The 21,818-nt window shown below is 34.8% G+C and carries 31 protein-coding genes and 1 pseudogene; 13 read left to right on the top strand and 19 right to left on the bottom strand.

The genetic code is table 11. The annotated features are described in order from the left end of the window. Positions 1-32: 32 nt before the first annotated feature. Together ABH960_RS06055 and ytrI are read left to right on the top strand one after the other, a co-directional pair. A complete protein-coding gene (locus ABH960_RS06055; RefSeq protein ID WP_002015507.1) occupies positions 33-446 on the top strand; it encodes a YtrH family sporulation protein in 414 nt (137 codons plus the stop codon). Next, positions 443-946, top strand: coding sequence for a sporulation membrane protein YtrI (gene ytrI / locus ABH960_RS06060; RefSeq protein WP_002088948.1), 504 nt, complete (start codon positions 443-445; stop codon positions 944-946). Before ABH960_RS06055 ends, ytrI begins: the two co-directional genes overlap by 4 nt. Positions 947-997: 51 nt before the next feature. On the opposite strand, the gene ABH960_RS06065 is transcribed toward ytrI, so the two are convergent. Further along, positions 998-1,930, bottom strand: coding sequence for a DHH family phosphoesterase (locus ABH960_RS06065; protein ID WP_404443582.1), 933 nt, complete (start codon positions 1,928-1,930; stop codon positions 998-1,000). Positions 1,931-2,245: 315 nt separating this feature from the next. Between ABH960_RS06065 and ABH960_RS06070 the strand changes: the two genes are divergently transcribed. Then, positions 2,246-2,551 (top strand): YtpI family protein, encoded by a 306-nt coding sequence (locus tag ABH960_RS06070; RefSeq protein WP_002138595.1) that lies wholly within the window; start codon positions 2,246-2,248, stop codon positions 2,549-2,551. Positions 2,552-2,558: 7 nt separating this feature from the next. Here ABH960_RS06070 and ABH960_RS06075 read toward each other — a convergent pair whose 3' ends face one another. Continuing rightward, positions 2,559-2,822, bottom strand: a complete 264-nt coding sequence (locus ABH960_RS06075) for a DUF3949 domain-containing protein (protein ID WP_002015513.1) — start codon at positions 2,820-2,822, stop codon at positions 2,559-2,561. 213 nt (positions 2,823-3,035) lie between these two features. Continuing rightward, a complete protein-coding gene (locus ABH960_RS06080; RefSeq protein WP_002088951.1) occupies positions 3,036-4,349 on the bottom strand; it encodes a CBS domain-containing protein in 1,314 nt (437 codons plus the stop codon). Positions 4,350-4,593: 244 nt separating this feature from the next. On the opposite strand from ABH960_RS06080, the gene ABH960_RS06085 reads away from it, so the two are divergent. Further along, positions 4,594-4,755, top strand: coding sequence for a hypothetical protein (locus ABH960_RS06085; RefSeq protein WP_404443586.1), 162 nt, complete (start codon positions 4,594-4,596; stop codon positions 4,753-4,755). 40 nt (positions 4,756-4,795) lie between these two features. Here ABH960_RS06085 and ABH960_RS06090 read toward each other — a convergent pair whose 3' ends face one another. After that, positions 4,796-5,479, bottom strand: a complete 684-nt coding sequence (locus ABH960_RS06090) for a metal-dependent hydrolase (RefSeq protein WP_113935787.1) — start codon at positions 5,477-5,479, stop codon at positions 4,796-4,798. A gap of 149 nt (positions 5,480-5,628) precedes the next feature. Between ABH960_RS06090 and pepQ the strand changes: the two genes are divergently transcribed. Further along, the gene (gene pepQ, locus ABH960_RS06095; protein ID WP_404443589.1) at positions 5,629-6,726 is read left to right on the top strand and encodes a Xaa-Pro dipeptidase; all 1,098 of its coding nucleotides are present in this window, start codon (positions 5,629-5,631) and stop codon (positions 6,724-6,726) included. A gap of 31 nt (positions 6,727-6,757) precedes the next feature. Here pepQ and ABH960_RS06100 read toward each other — a convergent pair whose 3' ends face one another. Then, complete coding sequence (locus tag ABH960_RS06100) at positions 6,758-7,132, bottom strand: hypothetical protein (protein ID WP_404443592.1); 375 nt, start codon at positions 7,130-7,132, stop codon at positions 6,758-6,760. A 93-nt stretch (positions 7,133-7,225) separates the two neighbouring features. On the opposite strand from ABH960_RS06100, the gene ABH960_RS06105 reads away from it, so the two are divergent. Then, positions 7,226-8,056: a DUF2785 domain-containing protein gene (locus ABH960_RS06105; protein ID WP_404443595.1), complete on the top strand. Its 831-nt coding sequence runs from the start codon at positions 7,226-7,228 to the stop codon at positions 8,054-8,056. A 13-nt stretch (positions 8,057-8,069) separates the two neighbouring features. Here ABH960_RS06105 and ABH960_RS06110 read toward each other — a convergent pair whose 3' ends face one another. The 7 genes and pseudogenes from ABH960_RS06110 to ABH960_RS06140 all read right to left on the bottom strand — a co-directional run bounded on the left by ABH960_RS06110 (position 8,070) and on the right by ABH960_RS06140 (position 11,212). Next, positions 8,070-8,276, bottom strand: a complete 207-nt coding sequence (locus ABH960_RS06110) for a hypothetical protein (RefSeq protein ID WP_002129372.1) — start codon at positions 8,274-8,276, stop codon at positions 8,070-8,072. Between the two features lie 63 nt (positions 8,277-8,339). Further along, positions 8,340-8,623: pseudogene (locus tag ABH960_RS06115) on the bottom strand (anti sigma factor C-terminal domain-containing protein); the annotation flags it as partial. A gap of 125 nt (positions 8,624-8,748) precedes the next feature. Further along, entirely contained in the window at positions 8,749-9,204 is a 456-nt protein-coding gene (locus ABH960_RS06120; RefSeq protein WP_002088958.1) for a GNAT family N-acetyltransferase, read from the bottom strand. A 69-nt stretch (positions 9,205-9,273) separates the two neighbouring features. After that, on the bottom strand, positions 9,274-9,618 hold the full coding sequence (locus tag ABH960_RS06125) for a DUF6176 family protein (RefSeq protein ID WP_404443600.1): 345 nt from the start codon (positions 9,616-9,618) through the stop codon (positions 9,274-9,276). 3 nt (positions 9,619-9,621) lie between these two features. After that, positions 9,622-10,416, bottom strand: coding sequence for a GNAT family N-acetyltransferase (locus ABH960_RS06130; protein WP_404443603.1), 795 nt, complete (start codon positions 10,414-10,416; stop codon positions 9,622-9,624). Continuing rightward, positions 10,413-10,745, bottom strand: a complete 333-nt coding sequence (locus ABH960_RS06135; protein WP_404443606.1) for a cupin domain-containing protein — start codon at positions 10,743-10,745, stop codon at positions 10,413-10,415. The genes ABH960_RS06130 and ABH960_RS06135 overlap by 4 nt, the downstream gene beginning before the upstream one ends. A gap of 44 nt (positions 10,746-10,789) precedes the next feature. Next, positions 10,790-11,212 (bottom strand): hypothetical protein, encoded by a 423-nt coding sequence (locus ABH960_RS06140; RefSeq protein ID WP_107887375.1) that lies wholly within the window; start codon positions 11,210-11,212, stop codon positions 10,790-10,792. 131 nt (positions 11,213-11,343) lie between these two features. Here ABH960_RS06140 and ABH960_RS06145 point away from each other — a divergent pair, with 131 nt between their 5' ends. Then, positions 11,344-11,607, top strand: coding sequence for a helix-turn-helix transcriptional regulator (locus tag ABH960_RS06145; RefSeq protein WP_002067482.1), 264 nt, complete (start codon positions 11,344-11,346; stop codon positions 11,605-11,607). Beyond that, positions 11,604-12,029 (top strand): hypothetical protein, encoded by a 426-nt coding sequence (locus tag ABH960_RS06150; RefSeq protein WP_002138610.1) that lies wholly within the window; start codon positions 11,604-11,606, stop codon positions 12,027-12,029. The genes ABH960_RS06145 and ABH960_RS06150 overlap by 4 nt, the downstream gene beginning before the upstream one ends. A gap of 51 nt (positions 12,030-12,080) precedes the next feature. Here ABH960_RS06150 and ald read toward each other — a convergent pair whose 3' ends face one another. Beyond that, entirely contained in the window at positions 12,081-13,214 is a 1,134-nt protein-coding gene (gene ald, locus ABH960_RS06155) for an alanine dehydrogenase (RefSeq protein WP_098635277.1), read from the bottom strand. Between the two features lie 213 nt (positions 13,215-13,427). Continuing rightward, positions 13,428-14,219 (bottom strand): SDR family oxidoreductase, encoded by a 792-nt coding sequence (locus ABH960_RS06160; protein WP_002015530.1) that lies wholly within the window; start codon positions 14,217-14,219, stop codon positions 13,428-13,430. A 147-nt stretch (positions 14,220-14,366) separates the two neighbouring features. Between ABH960_RS06160 and ABH960_RS06165 the strand changes: the two genes are divergently transcribed. Next, complete coding sequence (locus ABH960_RS06165) at positions 14,367-14,825, top strand: universal stress protein (RefSeq protein ID WP_404443611.1); 459 nt, start codon at positions 14,367-14,369, stop codon at positions 14,823-14,825. A 41-nt stretch (positions 14,826-14,866) separates the two neighbouring features. On the opposite strand, the gene ABH960_RS06170 is transcribed toward ABH960_RS06165, so the two are convergent. After that, complete coding sequence (locus tag ABH960_RS06170; RefSeq protein WP_404443614.1) at positions 14,867-15,571, bottom strand: hypothetical protein; 705 nt, start codon at positions 15,569-15,571, stop codon at positions 14,867-14,869. Positions 15,572-15,666: 95 nt separating this feature from the next. Here ABH960_RS06170 and ABH960_RS06175 point away from each other — a divergent pair, with 95 nt between their 5' ends. Beyond that, positions 15,667-15,846, top strand: coding sequence for a ProA domain protein (locus ABH960_RS06175; protein ID WP_113935729.1), 180 nt, complete (start codon positions 15,667-15,669; stop codon positions 15,844-15,846). A 96-nt stretch (positions 15,847-15,942) separates the two neighbouring features. Beyond that, the gene (locus tag ABH960_RS06180) at positions 15,943-16,509 is read left to right on the top strand and encodes a DinB family protein (protein WP_404443617.1); all 567 of its coding nucleotides are present in this window, start codon (positions 15,943-15,945) and stop codon (positions 16,507-16,509) included. A gap of 37 nt (positions 16,510-16,546) precedes the next feature. Here ABH960_RS06180 and ABH960_RS06185 read toward each other — a convergent pair whose 3' ends face one another. The 3 genes from ABH960_RS06185 to ABH960_RS06195 form a co-directional block, all read right to left on the bottom strand. Beyond that, positions 16,547-16,900, bottom strand: coding sequence for a DUF3139 domain-containing protein (locus tag ABH960_RS06185; protein WP_002067555.1), 354 nt, complete (start codon positions 16,898-16,900; stop codon positions 16,547-16,549). Positions 16,901-16,998: 98 nt separating this feature from the next. After that, complete coding sequence (gene argH, locus ABH960_RS06190; RefSeq protein WP_404443620.1) at positions 16,999-18,387, bottom strand: argininosuccinate lyase; 1,389 nt, start codon at positions 18,385-18,387, stop codon at positions 16,999-17,001. Next, complete coding sequence (locus ABH960_RS06195) at positions 18,384-19,589, bottom strand: argininosuccinate synthase (protein WP_002088976.1); 1,206 nt, start codon at positions 19,587-19,589, stop codon at positions 18,384-18,386. Before ABH960_RS06195 ends, argH begins: the two co-directional genes overlap by 4 nt. A gap of 167 nt (positions 19,590-19,756) precedes the next feature. On the opposite strand from ABH960_RS06195, the gene ABH960_RS06200 reads away from it, so the two are divergent. Next, entirely contained in the window at positions 19,757-20,074 is a 318-nt protein-coding gene (locus ABH960_RS06200; RefSeq protein ID WP_113935732.1) for a radical SAM protein, read from the top strand. Between the two features lie 28 nt (positions 20,075-20,102). Here ABH960_RS06200 and ABH960_RS06205 read toward each other — a convergent pair whose 3' ends face one another. Then, positions 20,103-20,297 carry a hypothetical protein gene (locus ABH960_RS06205; RefSeq protein WP_002067549.1) on the bottom strand — a complete coding sequence of 65 codons (195 nt, stop codon included), beginning with the start codon at positions 20,295-20,297 and terminating at the stop codon, positions 20,103-20,105. An 856-nt stretch (positions 20,298-21,153) separates the two neighbouring features. Between ABH960_RS06205 and ABH960_RS06210 the strand changes: the two genes are divergently transcribed. Next, complete coding sequence (locus tag ABH960_RS06210) at positions 21,154-21,804, top strand: YitT family protein (protein WP_404443624.1); 651 nt, start codon at positions 21,154-21,156, stop codon at positions 21,802-21,804. Positions 21,805-21,818 lie beyond the last annotated feature (14 nt).

The raw sequence follows: 21,818 nt of genomic DNA on the forward strand, positions 1-21,818 counted from the left end.
TCTCTTTACCTATGTGACTACTTTTATTATAGGTGATGAGGAAAGCGGAAATCAAAACATACTTCTCATACTTTGTCCATATATATGAAGAAGAAAGGGGAATGACGATGGATGTAAGAGAACATACTTTTTTCTCTCTGCTTATTATTAGTTATTTTATTGCCTTTGGAGTTATACTTGGTGGTTCATTAATAGGCGGATTTGGTGCATTTCTCATCGGAAAACCAACTCTAACTTATATTAATCAATTCGCCCAAAATTTAAGGATTTGGGCACTCGTTGCAGCAATTGGCGGAACGTTCGATACCTTTTATAGCTTTGAAAGAAGCTTCTTTGGCGGAGATATGAAAGATATCGTAAAACAAATTCTCCTTATTTTTTTTGCAACTGGCGGTATGCAAACTGGTCTTATTATTATTAAATGGCTTACACAGGAACATGTATGAGAGTACCCAGTGCCAATACAGCCAAAAGGTGGTATTTAGTTTTAGCTGGCGCTGCTGTTGGAGGAGTTTTGAGCTGGTTTGTTTTTTTGTACATATACGGTGTTTTTCAAGAAGAACAAACTAGTAAAATAGCAGAACAAAAAGAAATTATCGAAAAACAAGAAGCAAAACTCCACGTCCTTCTCGAAGACCAAGAGAAATTGAACACAGAAAATAAACGGCTCTTAACAATTCAAGAAATCAAAATAAAAATTATAAATCGAAAAAAATATGATTTAGACAATCTTACACTTGAAAACATGACCACTTCTATCCATAATGATCTCCAGCATCTTTTAACGAAAAACATTCAAAGCATCGCAAAAAATAAAGACCTGCTCAAAAAAGTCATCGAAAATAAAACGTACAAACATTACGATCGTATATACCGCTTTAAAGTAGACACAGTCTCTTTTGATACCGTACTTGAAATTAGTATTGATATAGAGAAAGAAAAATAAAAAAAGGAGGGCTTCAGTGCCTCTCCTTCTCTTTCGTTCAACATACAATTTTTATCTACACAGCTCACGTAAATCAGCAAACAGGCGATCTGCTTCTTCCCAAGAAGATGCTTTTGCACCAGAAGCCATCGGATGTCCTCCGCCATTATATTGCATTGCTAACTTATTAATAACTGGTCCTTTTGAACGAAGACGAACACGAATAACATCATCTTCCTCTAAAAATAGAACCCACGCCTTTAATCCATCAATATTACCAAGTGCCCCGACAACACCAGATGCTTCAGTAGAAAGTACATCAAACTCTTCTAGTACCTCTTTCGTTAATTTAATGTACGCTGCACCTTCTTCTACCATCGTAAAGTTTTGTAAAATATAACCGTTTAAACGAGCAATTTTTTCTTTCGTTTTATACATTTCATTGTATAAATCTGTGAATTTTACATCCATGTCAACGAGTTCACTTACGTAACGAAGTGTTTTCGCTGTTGTATTTGGGAATAAGAAACGACCTGTATCTCCAACAATACCCGCTAAAATAAGGCGAGCTGCTTCCTTTGAAATCGTTAATCCTTTATCTTTTCCATAACTGTAAAATTCATAAATCATTTCACTTGTAGAACTTGCTGTCGTATCCACCCATGTAATATCTCCGTACGGGTCTTCATTCGGATGATGATCAATTTTAATTAACATCTTTCCTTTTGCATAACGCTGATCACAAACACGCTCTTGATTTGCTGTATCACAAACGATAACAAGTGCATCTTCATATACACTATCTTCAATATCATCCATTACTCGTAAAAATGCTAAAGAAGGCTCGTTGTACCCAACCATATAAATATTTTTCTCTGGAAACGATTCTTGCAGAATTGTACCAAGTCCGCACTGAGAACCTAACGCATCCGGATCCGGACGTACATGACGATGAATAATAATTGTATCAAACTCTTTAATTGCTCCTAAAATTTGCTCATGCATATGTATAATCTCCTTTTTATTCAACTTCTTCATTTTATCCCGCATTAACGTGTAGTAAGACTCCCACCTCAAAAGTATTAAAAACAATGGGGCAAAATTAATTTGGAGCCTGAATGCACGTAAAAGCCCGATTGGTGAGGGCTAATAATTAGTACTTGGGATCTCCCCACACTAATTAAAGTTTTACTTTATCCCCCATTATAACGGAAAACATTTCATACATGCGAACAATTGCTTTATAATAAAAATTAGAAAGTTTAGATTTTTCTTTTTTCTAAATTGTTATTTTTATACCAATCGATGGGAGCGTGTATTATGCCAATATTCGTCTTTTGTATTATCATCTCATTTGTGTTGTACCTCTTCTACAAAACAAAGTTCTTTCGTACAAACCGTCCAATGGAGAAAGGTTGGCTCTCTGGAAAATCCGCTATGGCACTCGGCTTATTCGTCCTCTTCTTTGGGATAAACCAATTCTTTTTAGAACTTTCAACTGCACGCATTATCGTTGGTGTTTTGTTTATTTTACTTGGCAGCGCGAGTACATTTAATGGATTCCGCCAATATAAACATTTTCTACCATTAGCAGTCAAGGAAGCCGAATCTTATAAAACAACGTAAAAAAGCATCAACATTGTGATGCTTTTTTACGTCCCTTCACTTTCAAAATCATATATGCAACAAACGCAGATGGTATATTAAAGGGATTACCTTGCACGTGAAAATGTAATTGTTCTTCTTCAAAAGACATCTGTTTGTATAGTTCTTGCTGAGATAATCCTGTTCGTTTCTTTTTTTCATTTAATCCTTGTAAGTATAAGTATTGAATTGGTATCATCACAAGGAAATAAAAGAGTGCGATACCACCAAAAAAGAGTAATTCTGATGACATATTGCATCCCCCTTCCGACATCCATTATCTTACAATCTAATTATATCATAGTATACACTCTAAACGGATTAATATTCTGTTTTTTCTAATTATAAAATCATCTCTCCTTATATATATATTTCCCGCTAAAACTCTTCCACATCTTTAGCAACAGCTTCCAAACCCAATAAAACAAAAAAGATGGAACAAACCAAAGCGATTTGTTCCATCTTTTTATTTATCGATCAATTGCACCATAAGTAATGCTTTCCCGACAACATTACCTTCATGATGCACTTCTACATCAATCTTACCAAATTTACGCCCAATTTCTAATACTTTCGGATGAACTGATACAACATTATCAATTTGAACTGGCTTTACGAAATAAATGGTTAAGTTTTCAACAATTAAATCGCTCTTCTTCTGCGCACGAATGACACGGTTTGTTGCTTCTGTCACAATTGTTGTGAATACACCGTAAGATAACGTCCCGATTGAATTCGTCATTTGTGGCGTCACTGAAAATTGATACAAATGCTCATTTTTCGCTTCTTTCGGCGTCATAAATTGGTTCGTTACAATGTCATCAATTGTTTCCCCAACTTGCGGTTGACGTTGAATCATTTGCAACGCCTGAAGTACATCTTGGCGACTAATGATCCCTTGCAATTTATTCCCTTCTTCCACAACAGGAAGTAACTCAATACCTTCCCACACCATCATACGTGCTGCAGCTGCGACAGACATTTTTCCATTTACCGTAATTGGATGCTTTGTCATCACTTTATCAATTGGTGTTTCTTTCACGACACCAATCATATCTTTTGAAGTTACAATACCTAACACCTTTTTATTTTCATCAACAATTGGATAACGTCCATGCATCGTTTCTTCATTATACGCATGCCATTGCTGTACTGTATCATTTGGCTTTAAATATAACGTTTCTTCAATTGGCGTTAAAATATCTTCAACGAGTACAATTTCTTTCTTGATAAGTTGATCATAAATTGCACGGTTAATTAACGTTGCGACCGTAAATGTATCATAACTACTTGAAATAATTGGAAGCTTTAATTCGTCTGCTAATTTCTTCACATGATCTTCCGTATCAAATCCGCCCGTAATTAACACTGCTGCCCCTGCTTCTAGTGCTAATTGATGTGCGTTCGTACGGTTACCGATGATAAGTAAATTCCCTGCTTCTGTATAGCGCATCATCGCTTCTAATTTCATAGCCCCGATTACGAATTTATTTAATGTTTTATGTAGTCCTTCTCTGCCTCCAAGTACTTGACCATCGACAATGTTAACGACTTCTGCATATGTCAGTTTTTCGATATTCTCTTTCTTCTTTTGTTCAATTCGAATTGTTCCGACACGTTCAATTGTACTAACATACCCTTTATTTTCTGCGTCTTTAATTGCACGGTAAGCTGTCCCTTCACTTACACTCAAATCTTTCGCAATTTGCCTCACAGAAATTTTATGCCCTACCGGCAGGCTATTAATATGTTCTAAAATTTGATTATGTTTGGTAGCCAAATGGTTTCACCATACTTTCTTTTCCCTAAATTCTTCATGTGTTGTATTTTCAGTATACTATATTTTCAAAACTGTTACACTCTCTCTTTATATACCTGTACCATTTTTTTTACAACAAAATACCCCTTACATTCCACCAGTCATTCTATTACAACAATGTAATGCTGTTGTCATCTCGTTCGATAGTTTGTCCACCCGATTCCATATACAATTAAGACAAGAAATGAAACAAAGGAGCGAATACATGATGAAAAAATTTTTAGAGGTTGTAGGTGCTGTATTTTTAGCTTTCGTAGATGGAAAAAAAGTTGCAATGGAGTTGAATGAAACACCCGAACAGCCACGTACAAAACGAGAAGAATCAGCTAAACAAATACAGACTTTAAAAACTGTACTATACACATAAAAAACCCTTCACTTGTCATTTCAAATGAAGGGTTTCTTTTTTATAGTGTAATACTTTCTCCAGCTTCTAATACTTTCCCTGTACAATTTTGTAGCTTTTCTACAAATTGATATGGATCTTGTTCAATAACTGGGAACGTATTGTAATGCATCGGTACAACTGTTTTCGCCTCTATCCATTTTGCTGCTAACACAGCATCTTCTGGCCCCATTGTGAAATTATCGCCAATTGGTAAAAATGCTAAATCAATATTATTCAGTTCCCCAATTAACTTCATATCAGAGAATAAAGCAGTATCTCCTGCATGATATACCGTTTTCTCCTCTGCTGTAAACAAAATACCAGCTGGCATACCTGTATAAGTAATCGTCTTATTTTCTTCATCAATATAACTAGAGCCGTGGAATGCTTGAGTAAATTTCACCTTTCCAAAGTCAAATTCATGTGAACCACCAATATGCATTGGATGTGTATTTACACCTTGCCATCCTAAAAATGTCGCTAATTCAAACGGTGCCACAACGACCGCATTATTGTTCTTTGCTAACGCTACTGTATCCCCAACATGATCACCGTGTCCGTGCGATAAAATAATCGCATCAACTTTTACATCTTCAGCCTTTAAATCTGTTTTCGGATTTCCCGTTAAAAATGGGTCAATTAAAATAACTTTTCCATTCGTTTCAATCTTTACAACTGAATGCCCGTGATACGATACTTTCATCATTACATTCCTCCCCTATTCACATTCTCACTTTTTATTCTACATGATTTCTCAATTCCCTGTCTTTTCTAACATCGATTTACTTGTCATAACGCTTTCCTCCGATGTAAAGTTATATTTGTAATTAAATATCTCGGGGGTGCCAATCGATGAATGCTAGATTAGAAAATTTAATGCAATGGCTAAAAGAAAAAAACGTAGAAGCTGCGTTCTTAACTTCTACACCGAACGTTTTCTACATGACAAACTTCCACTGTGAACCACATGAAAGACTACTTGGTATGTTCGTATTCCAAGAAAAAGAGCCTATTTTAATTTGTCCTAAAATGGAAGAAGGCCAAGCGCGTAACGCTGGCTGGGCACATGAGATTATCGGATTTACTGATACGGACAGACCATGGGATATGATTGCAAAAGCAATTAAAGATCGTGGTATTGATGCAAATGCAGTTGCAATTGAAAAAGAACATTTAAACGTAGAACGTTACGAAGAATTAACAAAGTTATTCCCAAATGCAGCTTTCAAATCAGCTGAAGAGAAAGTTCGCGAACTTCGCTTAATTAAAGACGAAAAAGAACTTTCTATTTTGCGTGAAGCGGCTAAAATGGCAGATTATGCTGTTGAAGTTGGTGTAAATGCAATTAAAGAAAATCGTAGTGAGCTAGAAGTATTAGCAATTATTGAGCATGAATTAAAAACAAAAGGCATCCATAAAATGTCATTCGATACGATGGTATTAGCAGGTGCAAACTCTGCTCTTCCACACGGTATTCCAGGTGCAAACAAAATGAAACGCGGCGATTTCGTACTATTTGATTTAGGTGTAATCATTGAAGGTTATTGCTCTGACATTACGCGTACAGTAGCATTTGGTGATATTTCTGAAGAACAAACTCGCATTTACAACACTGTACTTGCTGGACAACTACAAGCAGTTGAAGCATGTAAACCAGGCGTTACATTTGGTACAATTGACAACGCCGCTCGCTCTGTTATCGCAGATGCAGGTTATGGAGACTTCTTCCCACACCGACTTGGTCACGGACTTGGAATTAGCGTACACGAATATCCAGATGTAAAAGAAGGCAATGAGTCTCTATTAAAAGAAGGTATGGTCTTCACAATCGAGCCAGGTATTTACGTACCAAACGTAGGCGGCGTTCGTATTGAAGATGATATTTACATCACAAAAGACGGATCAGAAATCTTAACGAAATTCCCGAAAGAATTACAATTTGTGAAATAATAAAAAAGGTAGCGTGATCGCTACCTTTTTATTATTTCCGCTTTAAAACCATCTTCTCTTCATACTTATCATCCCATTTAATCACAACCTCTATCGGTTCACCTTTAGATAAAGGCGCACAACTTACACAAGATGATTTCATTTCAATCCTTGCCCCTTTATGACTTTCTGACGTTTTTGTCATTGTACTAAACGCTTCATTAATAGCAATCTCTAAATTTTTAAATTCTGTATTCCCATCTCCGCCCTTATACTGAAACGTAAACATTCCATCTTCACTGTCATCCTTAATATGACCTTTATATTGCCCCGTCCAACTTTTGCTCTCGCTAGAAAAAGTAACATACGAAATCGAACAACTTCCAAAAAAGAAAATACTAATAAAAAAGAATAATGCTCTCTTCATAATGTCCCCCCATCCAAAAGCACTTATTTCTTGTCTATTTCTTCCTCTCATTATACTATTGATATACAGAATTTTCTAAAATAGGAGGTTTACATGTTACAACAACAGTTAGAAGAAATTCGTGATAATAATTACGTAATCAATGGTGCACTCAATATTGATTCTTTAAGTTCAAGTATGCTTCAACATATCGGTGTTACTGATAGCTATTTAAGGGACAAACTCATTTACTCTACTTTTTATCATCTAATCAAGAAGGACTATATTTCACACACCCACTTACAGAAACTATTATCAGAAAGCATCAGTGAAAAATATTTATTTTATAAGATTCATTCGGATAAAGACGATGCTGTATTTACCCGTGCATTTACAACATTATTAATCGCACTCATTATTGATGCTGATACAAATCATAATTTCTTATCACAGGCTGATATTTTAAATGTAAAAGATAAATTAATTCTATATATGAACAAAGAACAGGATTTCCGTGGGTATGTACAAGACCAAGGCTGGGCACATAGTATCGCTCATGCTTCCGATACATTTGAGGCACTTGTTAATAATCCTAAACTGGAAACTTCACATTACGAAGAAATACTACAAACTTTATTAAACAAAGTTTGTGTCCATTCCATTTATTACAAATATGAAGAAGATGAGCGTCTCGTTTATCCGATTGTCGTAATGCTGCAAAATGGCTTGGAGGAAGAAATACTCATATTAGCCCTTCGTGATCTAGTAGCTCAATTACAAGTTCAAAAACCGACACTACATATTGACTCGTATGAATTTCTATACGGAAATATAAAATCTTTCTTGCGCAGCTTATTTTTCAAATTACGTACAATGTCTATATGTAAAAAAACTGAACGTGAAGTTGAAAAATTACTACAAGAACTTCATAAATATTATTACTAAAAAAGAAGGCCACTCAAAAAGTGCCTTCTTCTATCTCACTAATATTTATTTGAAATTTCACGATCCAAACTGAGAAAAGGTGGACAAGAAACGCAAACACCATACATGCTCCGCTTAAAAAAGTTAATATAGGATGCGAATACACATGCCCTAATCCATAAGATGCTCCTACGAAAAACATTGTTATGTAAATATAAATTGCTCCATGTATTTGCCTCATATAAGCCTCCTTTTCCCATATTATAACATAAATTTTCTGATTATTCACATTAATTAATTGTAATCAATATTTCTCAACTGTTACGCCTCTTACAGCCGCCTTAATATATGGTGCTCCTTGTAAATCCTCTGTTTTCCCTGTTACAACTACACCATATATTGGTAGGTCTTTTGGTTTGATGTTTTTTATTTCTTTATAATATTGTTCAAAATAATCACTTGGTATACCTTCACTATTTTTTTTGCTAAAGACTTCATTTGGTACAGAAACTCTTTTGAGTTTATTGTTACATCATTTTTCACACCTTATGTTACTTTTGCATAACTCCCTTCAAATCTAAAAAAATTTTCATAATAAAAAGCACATCTATTTTAATGTGCTTCTCACATATATTTTAATTTTTCAACATACAAATCAATTTTTTCGAAATAAAAACTTCCACTCATTTAAAAGATATATTCTCATAATATCTTTATGATTTAGTTGTCATAATAATTGAACGTGGATAAAATCCCAGCTTTTGATAAAACGATACAGCTTCATTTCCGTACACTACTATTAATTCAATGTCATCTACTTGCTTTTCTTTAAACCATTCCACTGCACTATTCATTAATTTCAAACCGAATCCGTTTCTTCGATATTTTTCATCAACAAATAAAACTTCAATCTTCCCACTTACGCTTTTACTATACGCTATACAAAAGCCTAATATATTATCTGTTTCTGACTCAATCAATAGTTCAATTCTATATTCTCCGTACTTTGAATTTTTTTTATAATCTTCAATACGTTCCTCAAATGTCATTCTTGGATAATCACCAGAAAAATATTTTGATTTACTGTTATGATATTCATGCAATTTATCTAATGAGTCTCTGATTATCTCTATTTCATCGAGAGTGATATATTTATGACTAATTCGCATCTTACAGCATCTCCAATAATATATTTCACCAAAAAAGAGGATGGTTTATCTTTACAAAATACTACTCTATTATTTCATCGCTTCTTTCACAACATCTTGAATCATAACGACTTCCGTCTTCAGATCGACAGACGGTGCTTCTTCATCAATACATTCATACCAAAACTCTAAATGCTTTTTATCAATTTCATGATGAGAATTTTCGACATGAGTACCGCCTTCTCCTTGCACAGAATACCAATATAAGTACTCTTCTCCATCTCTTATTTCCCGGAAAATTGTCTCTACATACATCTTTTCGTCGTTTAATGTCAAAAGCACTTCTTTCATATTTTCATTAAGAAGCTGCATCCATTCATCTACAAGATGCCTTTTACCTGGCTTAACTTTGAATCTTGTTAATTCTACATTCATCTTTTATTCCCCCATTTTCTTGCGGACAAACAAAACATATTCTACTGGATTATGGAAGCTTAATTTACTAGCTAATTTTTGCGAGGGAATGTTATCTACATTACAATCCCAGCATGGTGTAATATGATTTTGTATACACTGTTCAATGAAACGTGTTGCGACAGCTTGAGCTAATCCTTTTCCTTGATGCGCTTCATGTGTTGCAATATCAATTTCAGCAAATCTATTCCCGTTAAATATTGAGACGCATTCAGCTACAATCATCCCATCTTGTTCTATACAAAATCCAAAGCCACCATTTAAAAATGCTTCTTTTGATCCCCAATACTCTTTGTAATAGTCCTCTGTAAATTCATTGCTTCGTTCTATATCACTTTTATCAATACGTTTAATTTCATATGTATTTTTGTTTAATTCTATTTTTCTATCTTCAAAAACTTCTCTTTGAAATTGAAATGTCATTCGTGGGATTTTCCGAAATGCATTACTAAAGCACTCTTCAATCATCATTTCCCACTCTTCACTCGAAGTGAACAGTGTAAATCGTTTCTCTGTTTTTTCAATGGCTGTTTTTATATACGAAAATAAATCTTCGTTATAACTTTGGTCTCGAGTGTCACCAAACAAATAATAAATACCATTAGTGGTGACGATTAGTCCTGCTGTTAACTTCTCATTTATCAAAATCTCACCATTTATGTTTTGATTACAAACTGCATACGCAAAAGTTGTTGTTCGGTGGTTCCCTTCTAAAAGAGGAATTACTTTATCGTATTCTTCAATCTGTAACCTTCTCATACGCCCTCCACAATTACTGTATCCGCCTCTACATGTTCAAAACAAAGATTTACCGTTCTCTCCAATGCTCTCGTCCTATGAATTGTACCTGCTGGAATTAAAATAGAATCATTCGGCTTTAAAACTGCTGTCTCTCTATCTTGAAAATCGATAAGTAATTCTCCCTCTAACACAATGAATAATTCATCCGAATTAGAATGGTAGTGCCAATCATATTCACCAGTAAATACAGCAATTCGTAAGCAATGACTATTTACATTTGAAACGACAAAGTTTTTATGTTGTTCTTGAATGTCCTTTGTTAATTCTAATAAATTCACAGTTTCCATCTTTCGTCCCACCCTTTCATTAGTCGTTCTTCTGAAAAACTAATTTAGTCTCCACCACCTCCGCAATCTCCTCCACCATCACTTGAACTGCTACAATCGTTGCTACTGTAATCACCAAATCCGCTTGATGAGCTTGAATCGGATGAAGATTTTTTTCTTCTTTTTCTATCTTTTTTACTTTCATGACTAGGCCACACTTTATCAAATAATATAAAGAATAAGAATCCTTCTACCATAACAAGTGTAACGCCAAAAATACCTTCAATAACATTAGGGGTTATACCAAAATTTTTAACCATCCCACATAAAAACACGCAAAAAATCACATACAAGAACATACAAATATACCGAAATGTTTTTTCTATCATAATGACTACTTTTTTTGAAAGAGGTATGTTCTGTTCCTGTTTTTTCTTTATATACTTTTGTCTTTTAGCTTGCTTTTTCTTACTCTTTTTGCTCCCCATTGAATCTCCTCTATCGACTTTCATTTTTCATTTAATTCCAAATTATCACAAAAAACAACATCATAACAAGCAATATCTCTCGTAAAGTTTTATTTACTTTTTGTAAAGTTTCATTTACTTTTTACCTATAAATGGATATTATAAAAGTAACAAATTTACAAAAAGGAGACTTTGTATATTTGATTAAAAATAAAGTGAAACAATTCCGCGTCGTTAGAGACATCACCCAAGAGCAATTAGCTTCCTCTGTTCAAATCACTAGACAATCCCTCATCGCTATCGAGAAGAATAAATACAACCCAAGTTTAGAATTAGCATTGAAATTATGTGAGTTTTTCGGCTGTAAAGTGGAGGATTTATTTCAATTAGATAAAACTGGGGAGGAAAAAGAATGAAAAATACTTTTAATCAAGAGTTCATTTCGCATCTTACCATTTTATTGTTAGGCTCAACTTTTCTTTATTTCGATAATAATGATGAAGAAAAGATTAGTTCTGTCCTTCTATTCGCTGGCGTATACATACTCTTAGCCTTAATACTATTCGTAGTGAAACGAATATTCTTTAAGAAAAAAAAGAACGATTCCGAGAAATATCCATTACCTGAAATGGATGAAAGAATCGAGAAGATGAGTTTAAAACTTATGGCACAAATTTTCGGTCTCTCTCATTTAATCGGTTCTGCAATACTATTTATTTTATATATCACTGACAAAAATTCGATGATACGAGTTGAGTATGCCTTGTATTACTTGTTCGGCATTCTTTTCTTCACAATGATGTTCGGCTTGAAAATTGTGAAGAAATTAGATAATTAGTTTAAACAAAAAGACCCTTCCTACAAAGGAAAGGTCTTTATTTTATTTCTATTATGATAAAGCAGGAGCTTTTTCAAGAAGCTCTTTTGCATCAGCGTATTGTAAGCTGTGCGCTTCTGCAACTGCTTCGAATGTTACGTAGCCATCTAATGTGTTAATACCTTTTAATAATGCAGTGTTGCCTAGGCAAGCTTCTTTGTAGCCTTTGTTAGCAATTTGTACTGCATATGGTACTGTTACGTTTGTTAATGCAAGAGTTGATGTACGTGGAACCGCACCTGGCATATTTGCAACTGCATAATGAACAACACCATATTTTTCGTAAGTTGGGTTGTCGTGAGTTGTAATACGGTCAGTTGTTTCGAAAATACCACCTTGGTCAATCGCGATATCTACAACGACAGAACCTGGTTCCATCGATTGAATCATTTCTTCTGTTACAAGTTTTGGCGCTTTTGCACCTGGGATTAATACTGCACCGATTACAAGATCAGATTCTCTTACAGCTTCTGCAATGTTATACGGGTTAGACATTAAAGTTTTTACTTGGTTTCCGAAAATGTCATCTAATTGACGAAGACGTTCTGCACTTAAGTCGATGATTGTTACATCTGCACCTAAACCTACTGCAATCTTCGCTGCGTTTGTACCAGCTTGACCACCGCCGATAATTGTTACTTTGCCGCGTTTCACCCCTGGAACGCCTGCAAGTAAAATACCTTTACCGCCTTTGTTTTTCTCAAGGAACTGTGCACCGATTTGCGCAGACATACGACCAGCTACTTCACTCATAGGTGCAAGTAATGGTAAAGAACGATTGTCTAATTGTACTGTTTCGTATGCAATTGATACCACTTTGTTATCAATTAATGCTTTCGTTAATTCTGGCTCTGGAGCTAAGTGTAAGTATGTGAATAAAATTAAACCTTCGCGGAAATAACCGTATTCACTTTCAACTGGCTCTTTTACCTTCATAACCATATCTTGATTCCATGCTTCTTCAGCAGTTTCAACAAGTTTCGCACCAGCTTGTACGTATTCTTCATCTGTAAAGCCTGATCCTACACCTGATCCTTTTTGAACAAAAACTTCATGACCATTTTGTACTAAATGTACAGCTCCCGCTGGCGTCATTGCCACGCGGTTTTCATTGTTTTTAATTTCTGTTGGAATACCGATACGCATTATTAGTTCCCCCTTGAGTTATGAAATGACCCCTGAATCATTTTTTAAAGCGCTTTCTATGCTCTTATATTCTAACATAATATCTCAATATTTGACAAAAAATAATACGAGTTTTCCGATAGATTTAATCTTACATGAAAGGACAGTATTATCCGTACCTCTCAGTATAAAGGATAAACTGTCCAATTATTCGAAACTTCACTTTATTTAATTCTATCGATGTCTATGAATAACATCAACAGCGCCTGTTACTTCAATAATCGTGCCAGTAATCATATCAGAATCGTCCTCACATAAAAACGAAATGGTTCTTGCGATATCTTCCCCTGTTCCAGATCTACCAATTGGTGTGTTACTACCTTTCAGATTTCGTGCTTCTTCAATCGTTGCCTCTTTCATTTCACCAATTATATCACCAGGACATACCATATTCGCAGTAATACCGTATTCAGCTTCTTCGTATGCGACTGTTTTCGTTAAAGAAACAAGTCCGACTTTCGCAGCTGCAAAGGCTGAACGATAAATCCATCCAGGCGCGCTATCTGCCCCTTGAAATCCATAGTTAATAATACGGCCAAATTGCTGGTTTCTCATAATCGGTACGACAAGTTTTAATAAATGAAACACCGCTGTTAAATTACCCTGGATCATTTCATTCCATTCGTCTTCTTCGTAATCGACTAATTTTTTCCTTTCAAATACGTAAGGACCAGCATTATTAATTAAGAAGTCAATTTTGCCAAAACGACTCATCGCTTCTTCTACTATTTTATGTAAATCTTCCTTTTTCGTGACATCAGCTTGCACGAACTGTAGACGTTCTTCCATATTTTTATATGTTTCTTTCATTGTTTCCATAGCACTTGTATCGCTATGATATGTTACTGTTACTGAATATCCTTTATCCAATAACTTTTCTGTTACTTGCTTTCCTAAACCTTTCGTACCGGCTGTAATGAGCGCGTGTCTCACAAACATGCCTCCTTTTAAATTGCTATACTCCATATGTAACAAGTTCTCGCTTCAATTACAACTAAAATGAATTAAGGCAAAGTTTTCAAAATTCTGTAACGTTTCCGACAAGCACATTACCAAAATTTGTTTTATAATAAAGTTGTAAACGGTAATAAAAATGATTGGGAGGAATTTACTATGAATAATACATATACAAATATTTTAATTGCGGTGGACGGTTCTAAAGAAGCAGAAAAAGCCTTTAAAAAAGCAATTCAAGTTGCAAAACGAAACAACGCAACATTAACAATTGCTCATATCGTTGATGTAAAAGCATACTCAGCAGTAGAGGCTTATAGCCGCGCAATTGCTGAACGTGCAAATCTATTTGCAGAAGACTTATTAGATGACTACAAAAAAACTGCGCTTGAAGCTGGTCTTGAAAAAGTAGAAACTGTATTAGAATTTGGTAATCCTAAATCTAAAATTTCAAAAGAAATCGCTCCAAACAATAAAGTGGATTTAATTATGTGTGGTGCAACTGGTTTAAATGCTGTAGAACGTTTCCTAATTGGTAGCGTCTCTGAACATATTATTCGCTATGCGAAATGCGATGTCCTTGTTGTTCGTGGTGATGAGGAGCAAGGTGATCTTTAATTTATAATTAAAACACCAAGTCCATATGGACTTGGTGTTTTTCATTTCACAAACTTCACTATAAATACAAGACAAGCTACAACAACAACGGTACCTGCCAACACATACGGCGGAAGGAATTTCAAAGACCATAGCGCCATCATTATCGTCGCAACAGTTAAGTACGTTTGCTTTGCATCTTCTGTCATTTTTTTACGAAGTAAGAAAACATACACATAACCGATTGGCGGCGTAATGAAGCAAAGAACATATATAATTTTTGATTTTAAATACCACTTTTGTTCGCCAAGTTTCTTTATGTCTTCTTCTATTCTCTTACTCTCTTGTTCTCTCACTTCTTCTTCAATCGGATCTTCCTCTACTCCTCGCCTTTCTTTCATATAAGGAAGAAAATGCATAAAAAAATAACATGCAAATACAATTGCCCAAAATTCAATATCCAATCTTTCTAGTGGAATATGCTCACTAAAAAATGCAGCAGCAATCACTAAAGAAAAACAATACGTTGTCATCCAAAATGAACGTTTTCTCTTTTTCCGTTCTATTTCTTTTTTATCTTTTACTTCTTGTACTTTCTTTTTTCTAGAAAGCCATACAGAAATACAGCAATCTACTACAAATAAAGTAAAGATAAATATTGCTATATGTATTGTTTCCACATTCTCAAATGAAAATATTTTTGGGAATGCAGCGTGTAATACAATTAGCGTATACAAAATTAACCCTACAAAATAAATACGTCTCATTTTCCATTCCTTTCTTATTTCCTAACATTACATTAACATACATTTTTTAGAAATAGACGGACAAAATATATGTGTTTAGAAAAGGAGGATGCTACATGGATGATTATGAACGTATTATTTTAGATGTGAATGATACAGAACTCGAAATGTTAAATACGATTCGCGAGCATTTTAAAGAAAAACATGGTGTTGAACTAAGCCACGGTGCATTGCTTCGAGATTTGATGGATATTGAATACATTCGAATTACGGAAGATCGACACAAGTATGATTAATCGATGAAAATTTAAGCCTAGAGCATATTGTTCTAGGCTTAATTAAATCCATACGGAAATGTTATAATTAGGAAAAAACATGGGGGATATCAAAATATGCAATCTGAAAATATATCAAAACATTTTCACACATTACATGTACAAAGAAACCAGTTCCTTCCTAAGCTTTATTCACTTTCATATGAACAACTATGGTATAGAAAAGAGGACGGAAAATGGTCTATTGGTGAACACTTTTATCACTTATATTTAATCACAAGGATGCTAAAAGTAGCGATTAAATTCTCTTTCACTCTTATCCCTTATGCCAAGCTAAGAAAAAACATCCCATTTGCAACTGAAATACATGACATTTATGCCGAATATAAAGAAAAACACGGAAAAGGAATGAAAGCTCCTTGGATTTTAATCCCTTCAAAAAAAGTCTATTACTCTATGAATGTAAACGAATTAGAAGAATTACTTTCACGTGAAACAGATGAAATAAAAAAACTAGTTCAAAATATAGAAGAAGATATTGCAGGACATATCGTATTTTTAGATCCAATTGCTCACTATCCTAACCTTATTCAATCTATCCAACTATTAGCGATTCATGAGAAGCATCATTTTAGCATTATGAAGAACAACTATAAAATGCTCGACTCCCTTCTAAAAATATAAAAGACTGCTCATATTACTTATCAGCAGTCTCCTATATCTATTTAAGCTCTTGATGCTTCCCACCCATACCACCTGGCTCATTGCTATCTTGGTGTACAGTTATTTTATTTGTTTTAGCATCTTTCGAAACTCTATATGTATACGATTCATTTGGTTCATCTTTAAACTGTACATTCATACCGTAAGAACCGATTTTACTATAAAAGGCCGGTTTTATGTATGAAATATCACTTTCTTTATATCCTTTCTCTTGCAAGTGCCACATCGTTGCGATAATCGCTTCTTCTCGCTTTTCTTGTTCACCAACAAACATATATTTGTCCAAAAGAAATACTTTCACGTTTGCAATTAAGCTAATTAACAGTAAAATGATAAATACTATTTTTTTCATAAATTTCCCCTAAATTGTGTTTTTTCACTATACTATAACTTACACACTAGTAAAAAAGAAAGTACGCCAGACTTTCACAGACTGGCGTACTTTCCAACTCAATTCCTAATAACTTCTTTAGTTAACCCCTTCGCCTTCTCCAAAGCCTTTTCAATCTGCTCAAATCCTGTCCCGCCAGCACTGTTACGACGCTTTACAGCTGCATAAGGTGAAAGAACTTCATATAAATCTTCTTCAAATAACGGACTCATTTCTTTATACGTTTCAAGTGGTACATCTAATAAATAGATTCCTTTTTGCGTACAATGAAGAACTAGTTTCCCAACAATTTCATGAGCTTGACGGAACGGCAGTCCCTTGCTTGCTAAATAATCAGCAATTTCTGTTGCATTAGAGAAGTCTTGCGTCACAGCTTGCCCCATTTTTTCTTTGTTTACAGTCATCGTTTCAAGCATGCCTGCCATGATATGAAGGCATCCTTCTACTGTTTTCACTGTATCAAACATTCCTTCTTTATCTTCTTGTAAGTCTTTATTGTAAGCGAGCGGCAATCCTTTCATTACTGTAAGTAAACTGAATAAATTACCGTATACTCTGCCCGTTTTACCACGAATAAGTTCCGCCATATCCGGATTTTTCTTTTGCGGCATAATACTGCTTCCTGTTGCGTATTGATCGCTCATTTCAATAAATTGAAACTCTTGGCTACTCCATAAAATAAGTTCTTCGCAAAAGCGTGATAAGTGCATCATGAGCATAGATGAGTTACTTAAAAACTCCAGTATGAAATCACGATCACTTACCGCATCTAAACTATTTTCATAGATTCCATTAAATCCAAGAAGCTCCGCACTATATTCTCGGTCAATCGGGAATGTTGTACCAGCTAGTGCTCCTGCTCCTAATGGTGAAATGTTAATACGCTTTAACGAATCTTCATAACGATTCACATCGCGATCTAACATCCAAAAGTAAGCAAGAATATGATGCGCAAATGAAATCGGCTGTGCACGTTGCAAGTGCGTATAGCCGGGCATAATTGTTTCAATGTTATTTTCCGCTTGATGAACAAGAACAGTTTGCAATTGTTTTGTAGCTTTTATAATATCTTCTACTTTTTCTTTTAAATACAAGTGCATATCTGTCGCTACTTGATCGTTACGGCTTCGGCCTGTATGAAGTTTCCCTCCTACTTCACCGATTCTTTCAATTAACATCTTTTCAATATTTAAATGAATATCCTCAGCTTCTACCGAGAAATCCAATTTATTTTCTTTCGCTTCCTCTAGTAAATACTGAAGCCCTATCTTTATTTTCTCTGCTTCTTCTTTCGTAACGATGCCTTGCTTTGCTAACATCGTTACGTGTGCGATACTCCCTTTTATATCTTGGCTAACCAATTGCTTATCAAAGGAAATAGAAGCTCCGAATTCTTCTACCCATGCTTCCGCTTCTTCTGTAAAACGTCCGCCCCAAAGTTTGCTCACGCTTCCACCTTCTTTTGATTCACTTGGCTGTATACTTTTGTAGGTAAACCGAATAATGAAATGAAACCAACTGCTGCATCATGATTAAATTCATCCTGGGCAGTATACGTTGCTAATTTTTCATCGTATAAAGAGTACTCAGATTTACGCCCTTCTACAATCGCATGACCTTTAAATAATTTCACACGCACTGTACCTGTTACATTTTTTTGCGTTTCTTGTAAGAAAGCATTGAGCGCTTGTTTTAAAGGTGAGAACCATAAACCGTTATAAATTAATTCTGTTAGTTTTTGCTCAATCATCGGTTTGAAATGAGCGACCTCTTTCACAAGTGTTAAATCTTCAAGTTCTTTATGCGCTGTTATTAATGTCATTGCTGCTGGGCATTCATATACTTCACGAGATTTAATACCGACAAGGCGATTTTCTACATGGTCGATACGTCCCACGCCATGTTTGCCAGCAAGTGCATTTAACGTTTTAATTAGTTCTGAGAGTGGGTATGCAGTGCCGTTTAAAGTCGTCGGTACCCCTGCTTCAAATCCGATTTCTACAAACTCTGGTTTATTCGGTGTATCTTCTAATGCCAACGTCATCTCGTATGCGTCTTCTGGCGGCGCTGCCCATGGATCTTCTAAAATTCCACATTCGTTGCTGCGTCCCCATAAGTTTTGATCGATTGAAAACGGGCTATCTAAATTAATTGGAATCGGTATATCATTTTCTTTTGCATATGCAATTTCTTCTTCACGTGACCATTTCCATTCACGTACAGGCGCAATAACTTCTAAATATGGATTCAACGCTTGAATAGAAACTTCAAAACGAACTTGGTCATTCCCTTTCCCTGTACATCCATGTGCAACTGCACTTGCGCCTTCCTGCTCTGCAATTTCTACTAATTTTTTTGCAATAAGCGGACGAGATAATGCAGAGACAAGAGGATATTTCCCTTCGTATAACGTGTGAGCTTGCATCGCTATCAATGCATATTCATTCGCATATTCTTCTTGAACATCAATCATATATGATTTAATTGCACCTACTGAAAGTGCTTTTTCTTTTACAAACGCTAAGTCTTTACCTTCTCCTAGATCTAAGCAAAGCGCGATAATATCATAATTCTTCTCTTGTAACCATTTAATCGCAACGGAAGTATCAAGACCTCCGGAATATGCTAACACAACTTTTTTCTTCTCCATTTTGCATCCCCCTAAAGAATAAATATTCATTTTCTCTTATAATAATCCAAACTTTAACACCTTTCATAAAATGAATCAAGGGGAATCCATAAATTTTTTTCAAACAATTTCGTCGAATTTCTTTCTTTTTTTATGTAAAATAGAGGCAGGAAAATGGAGGGGTTTCTATGAAAAAGTATTTTATATACAATGAACATCTAGGGATTGAATTGCCGAACATACAAGAAAAATGGGAAGACATCTCTGAACAAGCGCAGCATTCTATTTTATTAAAATGGGAGCAAGTTCGCGGAAAAATACCTGATCGTATACAAGAGCTTGAACGTCATATTAATCAAAAACAACATTGCTTAAATAACGAAGAGAATTTCGAAATTTCCTGTAGGCTTAATTCAGAAATTGCCGATCTTGCTTCAATTATTAATGATCTTTGGCTTTGGTATCGTCTAACCCAAAACGTATCTGAGGGAAAAGCACACCAATGAAAAAAGCATGCCCCTCAATTACTTTGGGTCATGCTTTTTTGTCGTAACACGATTTACAATATATTTCTTGTGCTGTTTTCGCCAAACACACATCAAACGGACCAACTAATATACTTCTTTCTTTTGGCAACTTTACAAAAGCAACTAGCTCTTCTTCATATTGAATCTTTTTCTGACATGAAACACATTTTAATTCTTTTCTTTTAAACATGTCTTTTAGCATATCTCCATTCTCCCCCTCATCTATCTATATTAATATACTCTCATAATAGTTAGAGCTTGTAAAAAAATGACACATCACAAAGTAAGGGATTCATATACTATGTACAAAAGGAGGCCTCAAAATTATGCGTGCTTTCATTATTATCACTCTAACATTTTTAAGTGTGATTAGCTGGGATGCATTTTTTAAAGATAAAAGTGACGAAAACAATACTACTAAATGAAAACTCTTCTTTTCTTACTTATTGGACAAACTTCTAAAAACTGCCCAATCCTGCAAAATCACTTAGGCTTTTCTACAAAAATATTTAAACATAACATTTTTTGTAGATTCCCTCCGGTTATTGTCGGTTTCCATCCGCATGCATTTTTTGAAAGTATGATATAATAATATAAATCTTGAAGGAAGGGATTTTGATATCATGATCGCTCGAAGGAGCATGTGGCATCGTATTGACGAATCATACACGTAGCGTATTTTTCAGCTCAGATACTTTAGTCTAGCGAAAAAAATACGAGAGTGGGGAAATTATGATTGCCCGAAGGATAATTTGGCAAAAAAAAGACTCTTCTTACACATAGCGTTTTGTTTAGGACTTAATTGTTACTAGCTAAACAAAACAAAGAAGAGCAGGATTGCTAAATGAAGAATCCTACTCCACGTTTTGTTTAGTCGTTTTAAGACTTAAACTAAAACGAAGGTAGGGAGAATTGATGGACGAGAGGATTATTCGTTATTTCTTCAGCGACATATAGCGTAGTTAGTTTTTTTCGTAAACTAACTGAAAGCTACATGTGAGCTCGTAGTTAGTTTACAACACAACAAGGACTACTAACTACGGAAAGAAGGAATAACGATGAGGAACATCCAAAGTCGACAAATTATTAAAGAAGTTTTTATGGTTTTAATCGGTTCATTTATTTTAGCAGCAGCGCTATATCACATTCACTTCCAAAACCACTTAACAGAAGGTGGCTTTGTAGGTATTGCACTATTTATCCAAAATTTTTATGATATTTCACCATCCATTTCAACTGTAGTAATGGATATCCCTATTATTTTACTATGTGCTTCATTTTTAGGTAGAAAAATGGTTGGCTACTCATTCCTAGGTTCGATTTCATTCGGAGTATTTTATTCTCTTATGGAAAATTATTCTCCATTTACGGTCGATTTATCAAATAATTTATTTATAGCTGCAGTAGTTGGCGGTGCGTTAGCTGGTATTGGACTCGGTTTTATATTGCGATTTGGCGGTGCAACCGGCGGAGACGATATTTTAACAATTATATTAAGTAAACGAACTCGTTTTACAATTGGGCAAATTTTCTTCGTCTTTGACGCGATTGTTCTTGCGCTTTCATTATATTATTTAAATTGGACAGAAATTGCTTTTACTATTCTTTCGATTGCCGTACAGGCAAAAACATTGGATTTAATTTATTATCCAAAAGCAGAAAAGAAACCAGTATCTATTCCAATGTCCAAAAAGCATGCAACAAATTAAAAAAGCGAAAGGCC

The organism is Bacillus sp. RC252, assembly GCF_044909215.1.
Lineage (GTDB): Bacteria > Bacillota > Bacilli > Bacillales > Bacillaceae_G > Bacillus_A > Bacillus_A mycoides.

What these genes read in the sequence shown, in the direction of transcription:
- ABH960_RS06185 (WP_002067555.1), bottom strand. Translation starts at nt 16,900, where the DNA reads ATGAAAAAAATAGTATTTATCATTTTACTGTTAATTAGCTTAATTGCA.
- ABH960_RS06180 (WP_404443617.1), top strand. Translation starts at nt 15,943, where the DNA reads ATGCAATCTGAAAATATATCAAAACATTTTCACACATTACATGTACAA.
- ABH960_RS06140 (WP_107887375.1), bottom strand. Translation starts at nt 11,212, where the DNA reads ATGGGGAGCAAAAAGAGTAAGAAAAAGCAAGCTAAAAGACAAAAGTAT.
- ABH960_RS06150 (WP_002138610.1), top strand. Translation starts at nt 11,604, where the DNA reads ATGAAAAATACTTTTAATCAAGAGTTCATTTCGCATCTTACCATTTTA.
- ABH960_RS06160 (WP_002015530.1), bottom strand. Translation starts at nt 14,219, where the DNA reads ATGGAGTATAGCAATTTAAAAGGAGGCATGTTTGTGAGACACGCGCTC.
- ABH960_RS06135 (WP_404443606.1), bottom strand. Translation starts at nt 10,745, where the DNA reads ATGGAAACTGTGAATTTATTAGAATTAACAAAGGACATTCAAGAACAA.
- ABH960_RS06110 (WP_002129372.1), bottom strand. Translation starts at nt 8,276, where the DNA reads ATGAGGCAAATACATGGAGCAATTTATATTTACATAACAATGTTTTTC.
- ABH960_RS06205 (WP_002067549.1), bottom strand. Translation starts at nt 20,297, where the DNA reads ATGCTAAAAGACATGTTTAAAAGAAAAGAATTAAAATGTGTTTCATGT.
- ABH960_RS06165 (WP_404443611.1), top strand. Translation starts at nt 14,367, where the DNA reads ATGAATAATACATATACAAATATTTTAATTGCGGTGGACGGTTCTAAA.
- ABH960_RS06200 (WP_113935732.1), top strand. Translation starts at nt 19,757, where the DNA reads ATGAAAAAGTATTTTATATACAATGAACATCTAGGGATTGAATTGCCG.
- ABH960_RS06125 (WP_404443600.1), bottom strand. Translation starts at nt 9,618, where the DNA reads ATGAATGTAGAATTAACAAGATTCAAAGTTAAGCCAGGTAAAAGGCAT.
- ABH960_RS06170 (WP_404443614.1), bottom strand. Translation starts at nt 15,571, where the DNA reads ATGAGACGTATTTATTTTGTAGGGTTAATTTTGTATACGCTAATTGTA.
- ytrI (WP_002088948.1), top strand. Translation starts at nt 443, where the DNA reads ATGAGAGTACCCAGTGCCAATACAGCCAAAAGGTGGTATTTAGTTTTA.
- ABH960_RS06195 (WP_002088976.1), bottom strand. Translation starts at nt 19,589, where the DNA reads ATGGAGAAGAAAAAAGTTGTGTTAGCATATTCCGGAGGTCTTGATACT.
- ABH960_RS06105 (WP_404443595.1), top strand. Translation starts at nt 7,226, where the DNA reads ATGTTACAACAACAGTTAGAAGAAATTCGTGATAATAATTACGTAATC.
- ald (WP_098635277.1), bottom strand. Translation starts at nt 13,214, where the DNA reads ATGCGTATCGGTATTCCAACAGAAATTAAAAACAATGAAAACCGCGTG.
- ABH960_RS06130 (WP_404443603.1), bottom strand. Translation starts at nt 10,416, where the DNA reads ATGAGAAGGTTACAGATTGAAGAATACGATAAAGTAATTCCTCTTTTA.
- ABH960_RS06090 (WP_113935787.1), bottom strand. Translation starts at nt 5,479, where the DNA reads ATGAAAGTATCGTATCACGGGCATTCAGTTGTAAAGATTGAAACGAAT.
- ABH960_RS06100 (WP_404443592.1), bottom strand. Translation starts at nt 7,132, where the DNA reads ATGAAGAGAGCATTATTCTTTTTTATTAGTATTTTCTTTTTTGGAAGT.
- pepQ (WP_404443589.1), top strand. Translation starts at nt 5,629, where the DNA reads ATGAATGCTAGATTAGAAAATTTAATGCAATGGCTAAAAGAAAAAAAC.
- ABH960_RS06175 (WP_113935729.1), top strand. Translation starts at nt 15,667, where the DNA reads ATGGATGATTATGAACGTATTATTTTAGATGTGAATGATACAGAACTC.
- ABH960_RS06145 (WP_002067482.1), top strand. Translation starts at nt 11,344, where the DNA reads ATGGATATTATAAAAGTAACAAATTTACAAAAAGGAGACTTTGTATAT.
- ABH960_RS06070 (WP_002138595.1), top strand. Translation starts at nt 2,246, where the DNA reads ATGCCAATATTCGTCTTTTGTATTATCATCTCATTTGTGTTGTACCTC.
- ABH960_RS06065 (WP_404443582.1), bottom strand. Translation starts at nt 1,930, where the DNA reads ATGCATGAGCAAATTTTAGGAGCAATTAAAGAGTTTGATACAATTATT.
- ABH960_RS06120 (WP_002088958.1), bottom strand. Translation starts at nt 9,204, where the DNA reads ATGCGAATTAGTCATAAATATATCACTCTCGATGAAATAGAGATAATC.
- ABH960_RS06075 (WP_002015513.1), bottom strand. Translation starts at nt 2,822, where the DNA reads ATGTCATCAGAATTACTCTTTTTTGGTGGTATCGCACTCTTTTATTTC.
- ABH960_RS06210 (WP_404443624.1), top strand. Translation starts at nt 21,154, where the DNA reads ATGAGGAACATCCAAAGTCGACAAATTATTAAAGAAGTTTTTATGGTT.
- ABH960_RS06085 (WP_404443586.1), top strand. Translation starts at nt 4,594, where the DNA reads ATGATGAAAAAATTTTTAGAGGTTGTAGGTGCTGTATTTTTAGCTTTC.